Origin of the sequence: Streptomyces erythrochromogenes (assembly GCF_040684695.1) — a bacterium.
Classification (GTDB): domain Bacteria; phylum Actinomycetota; class Actinomycetes; order Streptomycetales; family Streptomycetaceae; genus Streptomyces; species Streptomyces erythrochromogenes_C.
Genome location: NZ_JBFBGM010000006.1, coordinates 218,827 through 231,668 on the forward strand (window position 1 = coordinate 218,827; position 12,842 = coordinate 231,668).

Annotated in this window: 10 protein-coding genes; 6 read left to right on the plus strand and 4 right to left on the minus strand. The window is 72.7% G+C overall.

Going from position 1 to position 12,842, the window contains the following annotated elements; genetic code table 11:
- The first annotated feature begins 186 nt into the window (after positions 1–186).
- On the plus strand, positions 187–1,902 hold the full coding sequence (gene metG, locus AB0O53_RS12885; RefSeq protein ID WP_350992155.1) for a methionine--tRNA ligase: 1,716 nt from the start codon (positions 187–189) through the stop codon (positions 1,900–1,902).
- Positions 1,903–2,013: 111 nt separating this feature from the next.
- Here the strand turns inward: metG and AB0O53_RS12890 are convergent, their stop codons facing one another.
- The gene (locus tag AB0O53_RS12890) at positions 2,014–3,705 is read right to left on the minus strand and encodes a protein kinase domain-containing protein (RefSeq protein ID WP_365195093.1); all 1,692 of its coding nucleotides are present in this window, start codon (positions 3,703–3,705) and stop codon (positions 2,014–2,016) included.
- A 148-nt stretch (positions 3,706–3,853) separates the two neighbouring features.
- Here AB0O53_RS12890 and AB0O53_RS12895 point away from each other — a divergent pair, with 148 nt between their 5' ends.
- Together AB0O53_RS12895 and AB0O53_RS12900 are read left to right on the plus strand one after the other, a co-directional pair.
- Entirely contained in the window at positions 3,854–4,441 is a 588-nt protein-coding gene (locus tag AB0O53_RS12895; protein ID WP_350992151.1) for a hypothetical protein, read from the plus strand.
- A gap of 46 nt (positions 4,442–4,487) precedes the next feature.
- Positions 4,488–5,264, plus strand: coding sequence for a bestrophin-like domain (locus AB0O53_RS12900; RefSeq protein ID WP_365195097.1), 777 nt, complete (start codon positions 4,488–4,490; stop codon positions 5,262–5,264).
- 98 nt (positions 5,265–5,362) lie between these two features.
- Here AB0O53_RS12900 and AB0O53_RS12905 read toward each other — a convergent pair whose 3' ends face one another.
- The 3 genes from AB0O53_RS12905 to AB0O53_RS12915 all read right to left on the minus strand — a co-directional run bounded on the left by AB0O53_RS12905 (position 5,363) and on the right by AB0O53_RS12915 (position 7,819).
- Positions 5,363–6,532: an MAB_1171c family putative transporter gene (locus AB0O53_RS12905; protein ID WP_350992148.1), complete on the minus strand. Its 1,170-nt coding sequence runs from the start codon at positions 6,530–6,532 to the stop codon at positions 5,363–5,365.
- Positions 6,529–7,086, minus strand: a complete 558-nt coding sequence (locus AB0O53_RS12910; protein ID WP_350992147.1) for a toxin-antitoxin system, toxin component — start codon at positions 7,084–7,086, stop codon at positions 6,529–6,531. Before AB0O53_RS12910 ends, AB0O53_RS12905 begins: the two co-directional genes overlap by 4 nt.
- A gap of 64 nt (positions 7,087–7,150) precedes the next feature.
- Entirely contained in the window at positions 7,151–7,819 is a 669-nt protein-coding gene (locus AB0O53_RS12915; RefSeq protein WP_031157952.1) for a helix-turn-helix domain-containing protein, read from the minus strand.
- A gap of 216 nt (positions 7,820–8,035) precedes the next feature.
- Between AB0O53_RS12915 and AB0O53_RS12920 the strand changes: the two genes are divergently transcribed.
- The 3 genes from AB0O53_RS12920 to AB0O53_RS12930 all read left to right on the plus strand — a co-directional run bounded on the left by AB0O53_RS12920 (position 8,036) and on the right by AB0O53_RS12930 (position 12,760).
- Positions 8,036–9,028 (plus strand): helix-turn-helix domain-containing protein, encoded by a 993-nt coding sequence (locus tag AB0O53_RS12920; RefSeq protein ID WP_365195100.1) that lies wholly within the window; start codon positions 8,036–8,038, stop codon positions 9,026–9,028.
- 207 nt (positions 9,029–9,235) lie between these two features.
- Positions 9,236–10,591 carry a family 4 glycosyl hydrolase gene (locus AB0O53_RS12925; RefSeq protein WP_365195102.1) on the plus strand — a complete coding sequence of 452 codons (1,356 nt, stop codon included), beginning with the start codon at positions 9,236–9,238 and terminating at the stop codon, positions 10,589–10,591.
- 72 nt (positions 10,592–10,663) lie between these two features.
- On the plus strand, positions 10,664–12,760 hold the full coding sequence (locus tag AB0O53_RS12930) for an MDR family MFS transporter (protein WP_350992141.1): 2,097 nt from the start codon (positions 10,664–10,666) through the stop codon (positions 12,758–12,760).
- The last annotated feature ends 82 nt before the right edge of the window (positions 12,761–12,842 follow it).

Genomic DNA, 12,842 nt, shown 5'->3' on the forward strand with positions numbered 1-12,842 from the left:
ACCGTCCCGCTGTACCATGGGCCCGAGCGCGAGGGCCGTGACGCAAGAGGTCACTGTCCTCGCTTTTGCTTTACGTCCACCCGAAAACAAATGCGGCGCGTGGCCTTTCGGCGGTTCGATACGATGACCGCACTCACAGTCCGTGACGTCACGTTGCACCGCACATAGGAAATGGAGCATCCGAGGATGGCTCGACACCTGATCACCAGCGCGCTTCCCTATATCAACGGGATCAAGCACCTGGGCAACATGGTCGGGTCGATGCTTCCGGCGGATGTGTACTCCCGGTACCTCCGCCAGCGCGGCCACGACGTCCTCTACATCTGCGCCACCGACGAGCACGGCACCCCCGCCGAGCTCGCCGCCAAGGAGAACGGCATCCCGGTCGCCGAATTCTGCGCGCAGGCCCACGACGCCCAGAAGGCGGTCTACGACGGCTTCGAGCTGTCCTTCGACTACTTCGGCCGCAGCTCCTCGCCGCAGAACGCCGAGATCACCCAGCACTTCGCGCGCAAGCTCCAGGAGAACGGCTTCATCGAGGAGCGCGCGATCCGGCAGGTCTACTCGCCCGCCGACGGCCGCTTCCTGCCGGACCGCTACGTCGAGGGCACCTGCCCCCACTGCGGCTACGACAAGGCCCGCGGCGACCAGTGCGAGAACTGCACCCGCGTCCTGGACCCCACGGACCTGATCGAGCCGCGCTCGGCGATCTCCGGTTCCACCGAGCTGGAGGTCCGCGAGACCAAGCACCTCTTCCTCCTGCAGTCCAAGCTGCAGCACGAGGTCGAGGCCTGGGTCGCCGAGCACGAGGAGGAGTGGCCGCAGCTGGCCTCCTCGATCGCCCGCAAGTGGCTGACCGAGGGCCTGCACGACCGCGCCATCACCCGTGACCTCGACTGGGGCGTGCCGGTCCCGGCCGACACCTGGCCCGACCTGGCGGCCGAGGGCAAGGTCTTCTACGTCTGGTTCGACGCCCCGATCGAGTACATCGCCTCCACCAAGGAGTGGGCCGACGCCGACCCGGCGAACCGCGACTACAAGGCCTGGTGGTACGAGGCCGAGGACGTCCGCTACACCCAGTTCATGGCCAAGGACAACGTCCCGTTCCACACGGTCATGTTCCCCGCCACCGAGCTGGGCACCCGCGAGCCGTGGAAGAAGGTCGACTACGTCAAGGCCTTCAACTGGCTGACGTACTACGGCGGGAAGTTCTCCACCTCGCAGAAGCGCGGCGTCTTCACCGACCAGGCGCTGGAGATCCTTCCGGCCGACTTCTGGCGCTACTTCCTGATCGCCAACGCCCCGGAGTCCGACGACTCGTCCTTCACGTGGGAGCACTTCGCCGCCACCGTCAACAAGGACCTCGGCGGCACCCTCGGCAACTTCGTCAACCGCGTACTGACCTTCTCCCGCAAGAAGTTCGGCGACGAGGTCCCGGCCGGCAGCCCCGCGGGCGAGGCCGAGGCGAAGCTCGGCGAGCAGATCGCCGAGCTGCTGGCCGAGTACGAGGGCCACATGGACACCCTCCAGTACCGCAAGGCCGCGGCCGCCCTGCGCGCCCTGTGGTCCGCCGGCAACGCCTACCTCGACGAGAAGGCCCCCTGGCTGGAGGTCAAGACCGACCTCGACGCCGCGGCGCTCACCCTGCGCACCGCGATGAACCTCATCCACCTCTACTCGGTGGTCTCCGAGCCGTTCATCCCGGCCTCGGCGCGCGCCATGCGCTCGGCGTTCGCCCTCGCCGCCGACACCGCGACGTGGGTGACCCCGGAGCAGGCCAAGGCCCTCGACGCGGTCCCGGCCGGGACCCCGTTCACCGTGCCGCCGGTGCTCTTCGCCCGGGTCACCGAGGAGGACCTGGAGTCCTACCGCGAGCGTTTCGGCGGCACCGAGGCGGGCTGACACCCGCCGGGAGCCGTCCGGCCGGAGGGGCGCGACCACGGGTCGCGCCCCTCCGGCGCGTCCGGGGCCCGTACGCGTGCCCGCGCCCGGGCCCGGACGCGCGTCCGGGCCTCAGCCCCCGCCGGCGGCGAAGGTGCGGACCGCCGTGTCGAAGTAGGACCGGGCCTCGGCGGCGCGCCCGACCGGGGCGGAGACCCACACGTCGTACAGGCGCCCGCCCTCCTCCCAGCACAGGTCGCGGGTGTGCCGGGGGCCCTCGGCCGTCGAGAAGCCGTCCCAGGTGAACAGCCACAGGGCGGCCTCGTGGCCGTCGTGCGAGGTCACGGCGACCTCGGCGTCCCGGTAACCGGGGTTGTTCGTCGGCCCCTTGGCGTGGGAGCGCTGGTGCACGGCGAGCGGGCCGCCCGACTCGGGGGCGGAGACCTTGATGCCGATGCGGACGCTCTCGTCCGGCGCCATGTAGAAGACCCGCTGGCCGTCGGTCTTGCGCGTGAAGCCGTCGGGGACGGCGAGCGAGAATCCCGACGGGTCCCGGACGAACCCGTAGCCCGCGGGGGCCGCCGTACCGTCCGGCGTGCCGCCGGCCGCCTGCCCCGGCGCCGAGGGCACGGCCGCCGGCGCGGAGACCTGCGCGCCGGGCGGCGGGGCCGGAGCTCCCGCGGCTCCGCCCGCGGCACCGCTCGTCGCCGCGGGCCGGCCCGCGCGGTCGGCGGGGTCCTCCTCGTTCATCAGCAGCGCCGCGGCCGACACGCCCGCGCCCGCGATCGCGGCCACCAGCAGGCCGGCGATCAGTGCGGCGCCCGGCCGCCGCCGGGCGGGAACGCCGGGCGGCGGCGCCGTCACGGGCGCCGTCCGCGCGGCGGGCCGCGGCACCGGCTCCGGCTCGGCCCCGGGGGCCGGCTCCGCAGGGGGCGCCGGCCGGGCGTCCGAGACCTCGGGCACGCTGCGCCGGGCCGGCGCGCGGCCGGCCGCCGACGGTGCCAGCTCCCGCAGCATCTCCTCCGCGCGGTCCGCGCCGAGCCGTGCGGCCGGGTCGCGTTCCAGGAGCCCCCGCACCACCGGCAGCAGCGGCCCGCACGCGGCGGGCGGCCGGATCTCGTCGTAGACCACGGCGTGCAGGACGCCTCCGAGGGAGTCCCTGCGGAAGGGCGACACCCCGCTGGCCGCCGCGCACAGCAGGGCGCCCAGCGACCACAGGTCGGACTCCGGGCCGGCCGGCGACCGCGCCGACATCCGCTCGGGCGCCGTGTACTCGGGAGAGCCGACGAACGCCCCGGTCGCGGTCAGCGTCGTCGCCCCCGACACCTGGGCGATCCCGAAGTCGGTGAGGACGGCCCGGCCTCCCGGAGCCTCCAGCAGGACGTTGGCCGGCTTGATGTCGCGGTGCAGCACCCTGGCCGCGTGCGCCGTCCGCAGGGCGCCGAGCAGGTGGATCCCGATGCGGGCGGCCTCGGCGGTGTCCACCGGCCCGGTCCGGGCGAGCCGGTCGGCCAGGGAGCCGCCCTCGACCAGTTCCATGACGATGCACGGACGTTCGCCGTCCTCGACGACGTCGTGCACCACGATGATGTGGGGGTGCTTGACCTGCGCGGCCGCGCGCGCCTCGCGCAGCGTGCGCTCGCGCTGGAGCCGGGCCTCGTCCGCGGACAGCGCCGGGTCGAGCACCATCTCCTTGACGGCGACGCGGCGGCCGAGCAACTGGTCCGTGGCGCGCCACACGACACCCATGCCGCCGCGCCCGAGCCTGGCGTCCAGTCGGTAACGCCCGGCGATCAGACGGGCGTTCTCCCCCTCGGTCAGCATGGCGCCATCATGCCGCATCGCCGGCCGAGCCGTGTTCCCGGTTCCGCGCCGTTTCGATCTTCACCGGTCCGCCGCGTGTCGAAGCCGGGACGTGATCGTTTCTTCAGACGTAACCCTCATGTCTGCTGCGGAAACGGGAGGACGCGCGGTGACCGCTTGGCAGTACTTCGCCGGGGCGGGTCTGGTGGCGGCGCTCTGCCCGCTCCACGGCCATGTGGCGGTCGCGGGCGACGGTCCCGGCCGCGGGGCGCGCGTCGACCTGTGCGTGCCCGCCCCGGGGGCGAAGGGGCCCGGCGCACCGCCTTCCGGCCGGCCCTCGGTACGGGTCGCCGTGCCCGGTGCCGACGCCGGGCTCACCGTGCGCCACCCCGGGTGGATCCACCGGCCCGGACGGCCCGCGGCGGTGGTACCGCCCGGGCCGTCGGAGCCGTCCGCCGCCGGTCCGGCGCAGCCCTCGGGCGAGGCGGAGGCGGTGGCCGCGCCGGCGGAGCCGCCGCCGCCCGCGCCGGGGCCCGGGCAGGCTGCCGGGCCGGGCCCGGCCGAAGCGGCCGCCCCGCCCCCGCCCAGGGCCGCCGCCGCGCCCGTGAGCGCCTTCCACGTGCGTCCGTACCGTGCGGTCGCCGTGCAGCGGACCGGCCCGGGCGGGATGTCCACCGTGATGCTCATGGTCGTCGTCACCACCCCGGCCGTACTCGCCGCCGCCGCCCTGCGCCCGCGCTCCAAGGGCCGCGGCTGACCGCCGCCCCTCCGTCCGTCCACCGATCCACACCGGGAGAATCCACGTGTCCGAATGGCTGGTCCTGGCCATTGCCATGGCGCTCGTCTGCGCCCTCGTCCTCGCCATCACGGCGATCCGGCACCGCCGGGCCGCCGAAGACGAGGACACCAGCGAAACCCCCGACGTCATCGAGTACATGACGATGATGGTGGGCGTGGTCTACGCGATCGTGCTGGGCCTGGCCATCGCGGGCGTATGGGAGGCGCGCGGCGCCGCCGAGGACAGCGTGCGCCGGGAGGCCCAGGCGCTGTACGAGGTCACCCAGCGCGCCGACGTCTACCCGGCCGAGGTCCGCGAACGGATCCGCGGCGAGGTGGACGCGTACGTCTCCCACACCGTGGCCGTGGACTGGCCGCTGCTGACCTCCGGCGAGGGCGCGTCGGCCGAGGGCGGGGCCCTGCTCGGCAAGCTCCGTACGTCCGTCACCCACCAGAGCCCGGCCACCGAACTCCAGGCGCAGGCCTACCAGCCGCTGCTGGACCACATCGCGGCCGCCGACGAGGCCCGCCACTCGCGGACCCAGAGCTCGGAGTCGACGCTGCCGGGTGTGGTGTGGTTCGGGCTGCTGGTCGGCGGGGTGGTCACCGTCGGGCTGATCTTCACGCTGCAGATCCGCCGCTCGGGGCGGGAGCTGCTGCTCGCGGGCCTCTTCAGCGCGCTGATCGTGTTCCTGCTGTTCATGGTGTGGAGCTTCGACGCGCCGTACGGGCGGGACGGGATCGATTCGGCCGGTCCGTTCCAGGAGCTGTTCCCGAAGACGGCGGTGGCCGCGGGCCGTTGAGCGGGGCGGCGGCAGGGTCGGTGGCCGGTGCCCCCGCGGGACACCGGCCGGCTGCCGCGGCCGGAGGGCCACCGGCCGTACGGTCAGCCGGCCACCGGTCAGACGGTCACCCGGCGCCGGACCGCCTGGACCACCGGCGAGCGCCGCAGGGCGTCGGATATCCGCAGGAGGTCGCGCGGCCCGTCGGAGGTGTCGAGCAGCGTCTCCTCGTCCTCGCCGATGGTCTGCCCTTCCGGGTCCGCCGAGCGGGCCCGTACGGCGGCCGCGACCATGGCGGCGTCGCCGACGGCGCGCGCGGTCTCCTCGTCGGCCCCCTCGGCGAGGGCGCTGTCGTGGGCGTCGTCGCGCAGGTCCTTGTCGAAGTAGGGCCCGAGGTGCAGGAACCCGTCGTGGATGTCGGACTCCCGCTGGATCACCCGCAGTTCCGCCGCCGACCACCAGGCCATCTGCACGGAGGGCGTGCCGGCGGGTGCCGAGATCTGCACCTCCTGCCACAGCGCGCCGAGCCGGCGGTACGTGGCCCAGGTCTGCCAGTGGTCGGAGAGCCGCTGGCAGACGAGCGGGACCACGAAGCCCATCGCGCTGATCAGCGCTCCCAGCGAGGCGAGCGGCGGAGCCACGTAGGTGCTCAGGCCGTCGAGGTCGTGGCCGAGCCAGCGGGCCACCACGGCCGTCATCTTCGTGGCGTCGTAGCCGAGGTTGAAGAGGTAGCCGGCGACGATGATCATCAGCCCGATGCGCAGCCAGCCGCGCACCTTGAGCGACCAGCGCCAGCACAGGACCACCATCACCACTGCCGCCACGTGGTGCGCCAGCAGGTAGAGGGCGATCATGTGGCCGACGTAGGGCGTGTTGGCGTAGAAGGTGTCGAAGTCCCGCAGGCGCTCCTCGGGGGTCTCACCGAGGGCGAACAGCACGACCAGGGCCACGATCACGATGCTGTAGCCGAGGATCCAGCGGCGCGAGACGCGTCTGGTCCGTTCGGGGGACCCGCCCCGCCAGTTGACCATCAGCACCAGGCAGGAGGCGCTGAAGGCGGTGATCAGGCAGTAGACCAGCGGGGCGGAGAAGTTGACGACCCCGGTCCAGCGGTTGACCGCCGCGATGGTGGGCGGGGCGGCGAAGGCGAACACGGCCCCCGCCAGGGCCAGCAGGGCGACGACCGAGCGCAGGAGCGGGTCGCGCCAGTTGTGCCGCAGGGCCGGCAGCTTGAAGGCGAGCGAGATCGCCATCGCCGCTGCCGGTATGTAGTAGTCCTCACCGGTCAACGGTCGTTCCTCAGTCCCCGGTAGCCCAGCGAGGCCTCGATGCGGCCCGCGAGGTCGTCGCGCTGGACGGGGGTCCGGTGGCCCGCAGACCCGGCCAGCCAGTTCCTGCAGCGGCTGCCCAGCAGTAAGCCGAAGGTCTCGGCCTCGGTCTCCTCCTGGACGTCGGCGCGCGTGCGCGCGGCGACGCGGCGGACCGTCTCGCCGATGTCGGCCTCGTCGGACAGCAGCCGCGCGGCGACGGCCGCGCCGTCGACGTGGTGGCTGCAGTGGCCGGCCTTCATGTGCCACAGCTCGTGGCCCAGGATGACCAGTTGGTGGTCGGGCGCGGTGCGTTCCTCGATGACCACGAGATCGCGGTCCGCCATGTCGAGCCACAGACCGCTGGCCGTACGGGGCGGGAACGAAGCCATCCGGAAGTCGACCCGGCGGCCGCGGTGTCTGCTCATGCCCTCACAGAGGGCAGCGTAGAGTTCCACTGGTTCCACGGGGGCGGTCAGCCGGATGCCGGCCACCAGCTCCCCGCACAACCGCCGCTGCTCTCTGCCTATGCTCACCGTTCTCCCCGTCGGCGCGGATCCGGATCAGGACTCAAGGATCAGACCCAGACTTTCGACTGGGTCAGGATTCGTTCGGTTTGACGCTTTCGAGGAGCATGTCCAGCCATTCGGTCACCTTGTCCCGGTGCTTGTCGCTGGGCAGTTGGGCGGCGCGCCAGGCGATGCCCCGTACACCGTGGTTCTGCAGGAGTCTTGCCAGCGGATCGCCCGCCGATGCGCCCGAGGCCGGTACGGTTTCCCGCGCCCGCCCGGCGTAGTCCTGGAGGAGCTGTTGCTCGGTCCGCTGGAGCGCGTCGGTGAGGGCGTCGGCGTCGTGGGCCGTGAGGAACCCGGCGTGCACCCCGAAGAAGCGCTGGATGGCGTCGCAGTGCTCCATGGTGGGGCGGCGGTCGCCGTTGATGAGGGCGCCCGCCTGCTGCCGCGACATGCCCGCGCCGTCGGCGATCTCCTGCTGCGTGTAGCGACGGCCGTTCGGCTTGACGCGGGTGCGCCGGAGCAGGTCGAGACGCTGCAGGAAGCGGGCCTGGAGGTCGGGTTCGCCGGCCGGCCTGCCGTCGAGCAGGGTCTTCACCACATCCGTGGGAACCCCCGAAGCCTCCGAGAGGCGTCGCAGGTCGAAGACCTGGCTGAGGTCGCGGCCCATTTTGCCCGCGAGTTCGGCGACGCGGGTGATGGTCGCTGCCAGGGGTGCGTCGGCCACCGCGACGGGAGCCGGGAAGCCGTCTGTCACCAGTGGTTCTCCTAGATCGCGCGAAGTCGGTACGGCACATGGTCGGCTTCTGGAATCTAGCCGCTCTCGCCCCGAAGGGCTAGAACGTGCCACAGCTGTGGCGGGAATGAGCTGTCAAGAGGCTGGAATTGCCACAATAGTTGACACTCGAATGAAGTCGGTAGCAGGATCGCCACACGGAAATGAAGATCCAGACCGGAGGAGGGGGAGCTCTCAGTGCCACATCTCGCAGCGGTGGGCCCGTCCGATGGACTCGCCCGAGCCGGTGAAGAACGCCTGGCGGGCGAGGAGTCCGCGCGCGGCGCCGTGCGGTCGGAGCGACGCAAGGAGATTTTGCGCCAGCGCCGCGAGGAGCTGGGGCTGAGCCAGGAGGACCTCGCCGCCCGGCTCCGCATCAGCGTGCGCGCGTACGGCAACTGGGAACGCGGACTGGTCAAGGAGTGGACGGACCGCAAGCTCCTCGCCCTGGCCGAGGCCCTGGAGATGAGCGAGCGCCAGTGCTTCTGGCTCTTCCGCGTCATGGTCGACCGCGACCCGCCGCCCACGTGGCGGGCCTCCGACGAGAACCGGCTCCCCGAGGACCCGGCGCAGCGCGACTACCTGTGCGACTACGCGGCCCTCATGGAAGCCGTGCCCTACCCGAGCTTCCTGGTGGACCACCGGTGGGACGTCGCCCTCACCAATTCGGCCTTCGACCAGCTCTTCCAGACGGTACGGCCGCACCCGACGGCCCTGCCGGACGACAACTTCCTGCGCTTCGTGCTGTTCCACCCGGACGCCGCGGCCGTGCTGGAGGACCACGAACCGGCCTGGTGCGTACCGCTGCTCGCGCAGTTCGCGGCGGCGCTGGCCGAGGCCCCGGAGGACGAGGGGCTGTGCAGCATCCGCCAGGAGGTGGCCCGTGACCCGTTCATGGAGGCGGCCTACCGCTACGGGGTGCCCCACTGGCTGAGCAAGCGCGGGCCGGAGGCCGCCGAACAGGACGGGGCGGTGCGCACCGTGCGCCACCCCGACCCGCGGTGGGGCCTGGTGCGCTGCCGGATGGTGGCCGAGACCAGCCGCATGCTCGACGCGATGGGGCTCACCCGGATCACCCTGATCCTGTCCGGCCCGCTGGGCGTGCCGACGGGACCCGCGCGGGGCGGCGTCACGGCCGTCCCCCAGCAGCAGGGAGCCAGACTGCGCGCCGTGCCGTCGCTGGGAGAGTGACCGGGCGGGGCAGACTGGTGCGGGCGGACGTCGGCCGCGGTCCCGCGCCCCGGCCGGTGCCACAGCCGGCGCCAGAGCTCGTGTCACCGATCGTGGCACGGACCGTGGCACGGGTCGTGGCACCCGGATCCGGGCGGGCATCCGTCCGGGCGGGCATCCGCACCGGCACCTGCACTGGAATCTGCGCTGGCGAAGGGCGGTAGGGGCGTGCGGCTGACGATCCTCGGCGGAGGCGGCTTCCGCGTACCGCTCGTCTACGGAGCACTGCTCGGGGACCACGCCGAGGGGCGGGTGTCCCACGTGACGCTGTACGACGAGGACCCCGCGCGGCTCGACGCCATGGCCCGGGTCCTCACGGACCTCGCCGCGGCCGCGAAGGTGCCCGACGCCCCGGCCGTCACGGCCACCCGGGACCTCGACGAGGCCCTGCGCGGGGCCGACTTCGTCTTCTCCGCCATCCGTGTCGGCGGCCTCGACGGACGCGCCGCGGACGAGCGCGTCGCCCTGGCCGAAGGCGTCCTGGGCCAGGAGACGGTGGGCGCGGGCGGGGTCGCGTACGGTCTGCGGACCGTCCCCGTGGCCCGCCGCATCGCCCGCAGGATCGCCCGCGTCGCCCCCGGGGCCTGGGCCATCAACTTCACCAACCCGGCCGGCCTGGTCACCGAGGCCATGGCCGAGGAGCTCGGCGACCGGGTGATCGGCATCTGCGACTCGCCCGTGGGCCTCGGCCGGCGCATCGCCCGCCTGCTGGGCGCCCGGCCGCAGGACGCCTGGATCGACTACGTGGGCCTCAACCACCTGGGCTGGGTCCGCGGGCTGCGCATCGGCGGCCGCGACGAACTGCCGAGGCTGCTGGCCGACACCGAGGCACTGGAGTCCTTCGAGGAGGGCCGCCTCTTCGGCGCCGAGTGGCTGCGCTCGCTCGGCGCGATCCCCAACGAGTACCTGCACTACTACTACTTCAACCGTGACACCGTACGGGCGTACCAGGAGGCCGCGCAGACCCGCGGGGCCTTCCTGCGCGACCAGCAGCGCGGCTTCTACGCCGAGGCGGGCCGGGCCGGGCTGCCGGCCGGCGCGGCCCTGGCCGCCTGGGACCGGACCCGGGCCGAGCGCGAGGCCACGTACATGGCCGAGAACCGCGAGGCGGCCGGAGTGGGCGCGCGCGATGCGAGCGACCTGGAGTCCGGGGGCTACGAGAAGGTCGCCCTCGCGCTGATGCGGGCCATCGCCCGGGACGAGCGGGCGACCCTGATCCTGAACGTCCGCAACGGCTCGACGCTCTCCGTCCTGGACGCCGGAGCGGTCATCGAGGTGCCCTGCCTGGTCGACGCGAACGGCGCCCACCCCATGGGCGTCGAGCAGCTGCCGCTGCATGCGGTGGGGCTGGTGACGGCCGTCAAGGCCGTGGAGCGGGAGATCCTGGCGGCCGCCGCGAGCGGTGCGCGGGCGGACGCCGTGAAGGCCTTCGCGCTCCACCCGCTGGTCGACTCGGTGGCCGTGGCCCGGCGGCTGGTGGACGGCTACGCGACGGCCCATCCGGGCCTGGCCCACCTGCGCTGACCCGCCCCGCCCGTCCCCGGCCCGGGCCGCGGGCGGGGCCGTTCGGGGGTCCCTCCGACGGCCCAGCGCCGCATGCGGTGCGGCGGACGTGCTGTGAGAGTGCGAGGTGTGACCACTGCCCCCGCCGCAGCCGCGGCGCCCCCCGTGCTCGACCGGCGGCGGCGCAATGTCGTCTTCGGCACGATCATGCTGGGCGTGCTGCTGGCGGCCCTCGACCAGACGATCGTCGGAACCGCCCTGCCCACGATCGTGGGGGACCTGGGCGGCGGGGACCACATGTCGTGGGTGGTGACCTCCTACCTGCTCGCGGAGACCGTGGCGACGGTCCTGGTCGGCAAGTTCGGCGACCTCTTCGGCCGAAAACTGATCTTCCAGATCTCCGCCATCGTCTTCATCAGCGGCTCCTTCCTGTGCGGCCTGTCGAGCAACATGACGCTCCTGATCGTGTGGCGCGGGGTCCAGGGCGTCGGCGCCGGCGGCCTGATGGTCACCGCGATGGCGCTGATCGCCGACGTCGTGCCCCTGCGCGAACGCGGCAAGTACCAGGGCGCGATCGGCGCGGTCTTCGGCGTCGCCACCGTGATCGGGCCGCTGCTCGGCGGCTTCTTCACCGACCAGCTGACCTGGCGCTGGTGCTTCTACGTCAACGTCCCGATCGCCATCCTGGTGGTCGTCGCGGCCGCCAGGACGATCCCGTCGGTGCGCGCCTCGGGCAAGCCGGTCATCGACTACCTCGGCATCGCCCTGGTGGCCGTCGGATCGAGCGCCCTGATCCTGGCCACCAGCTGGGGCGGCAACGAGTACGCCTGGACCTCGCCCGTGATCATCGGCCTGTTCGCGGGCGGTGCGGTCGCGCTGGCGCTGTTCTGCCTGGCCGAGACGCGGGCCGTCGAGCCGATGATCCCGATGCGGCTCTTCCGCAACCCGGTCTTCGCCGTGTGCTCCGTACTGAGCTTCGTCGTCGGGTTCGCGATGCTCGGCGCGCTGACGTTCCTGCCGACCTACCTGCAGTACGTCGACGGGGACTCGGCCACGATCTCGGGCGTCCGCACCCTGCCCATGGTCTTCGGCCTGCTGATCGCCTCCGTCTTCAGCGGCAACGTCGTCAGCAAGACCGGCCACTACCGGATCTTCCCGATCGTCGGCAACGCGGTCATGGGCGTCGGCCTGTACCTGCTGTCGCGGATGGAACCGGGCACCAACAGCCTGCTGGAATCGCTCTACATGTTCGTGCTCGGCACCGGCATCGGCCTGTCCATGCAGGTGCTGACCATCGCCGTGCAGAACACCGTCGACTACGCCGACCTCGGCACGGCCACGTCCGGAGTCACCTTCTTCCGTACGCTCGGCAGCGCCTTCGGGACGGCCGTCTTCGGAACCATCTACGCCAACCAGCTGGGACCCGCCCTGAAGGAGGCGGTCGCGGACGTGGCGAGGACGACCGGGGCGGACCCGGCGGAACTGGCCAGGGCCGCCTCGACCCCGCAAGGGGTGCACAAACTCGATCCGGCCGCCGCCGCGCCGGTCGTCGACGCCTACGCCGACGCCCTGCAGACCGTGTTCCTGTGGACCGTGCCGGTGGCGGTGTTCGGATTCGTCGTGGCGCTCTTCCTCAAGCAGGTCAAGCTGCGCGACAGCGCCCGGGCCGCGTCCACGGACATGGGCGACGGCTTCGGCTCGCCGGCCACGGCCTCGGGCGACTCGGCCAAGCTGCTGGAGCTGGCGGTCGGCAAACTCGTACGGAACATGGGGGCGGACACGGCGCGGGGGATCGTCGAGGCCTCCGACACCCGCCTGGACATCGCGGGCGCGTGGACGGTGATGCAGGTGGAACTGATGACCAGGACGATCGGCTACTCCAGCATCGGCCTGGTGGCCGGGCGGCGTTCGCTGCCGCCGGAGGTGCTGCTCCCGGTGTTCGACCGGATGGTCGAGGAGGGCTTCCTCAGCCGCGACGGCGCCTTCTTCAGCCTCACGCCCGCCGGTCAGCGGGAGGCCGACGTCATCTCGGCGGCCTGGGGCACGTGGCTGGGCGACCAGTTGGAGAAGGACCGGGGCCGGCCGCGCAGCGCCGAACTGCGGGTCGCGGCGGACGCGATCGCCAAGCGGCTGCTGGCCGAGGACCTGGGCGAGGGGAGCTTCGCGCCGAAGGTGGTCGTGCGGCACTAGCGGAGGCCCTGTCGATCATGCCGGTCGTGCCGGTCGGGTGCGGAACTCCGGTGCGGTCTCCGGTCGTCATACCCTTCGAGAT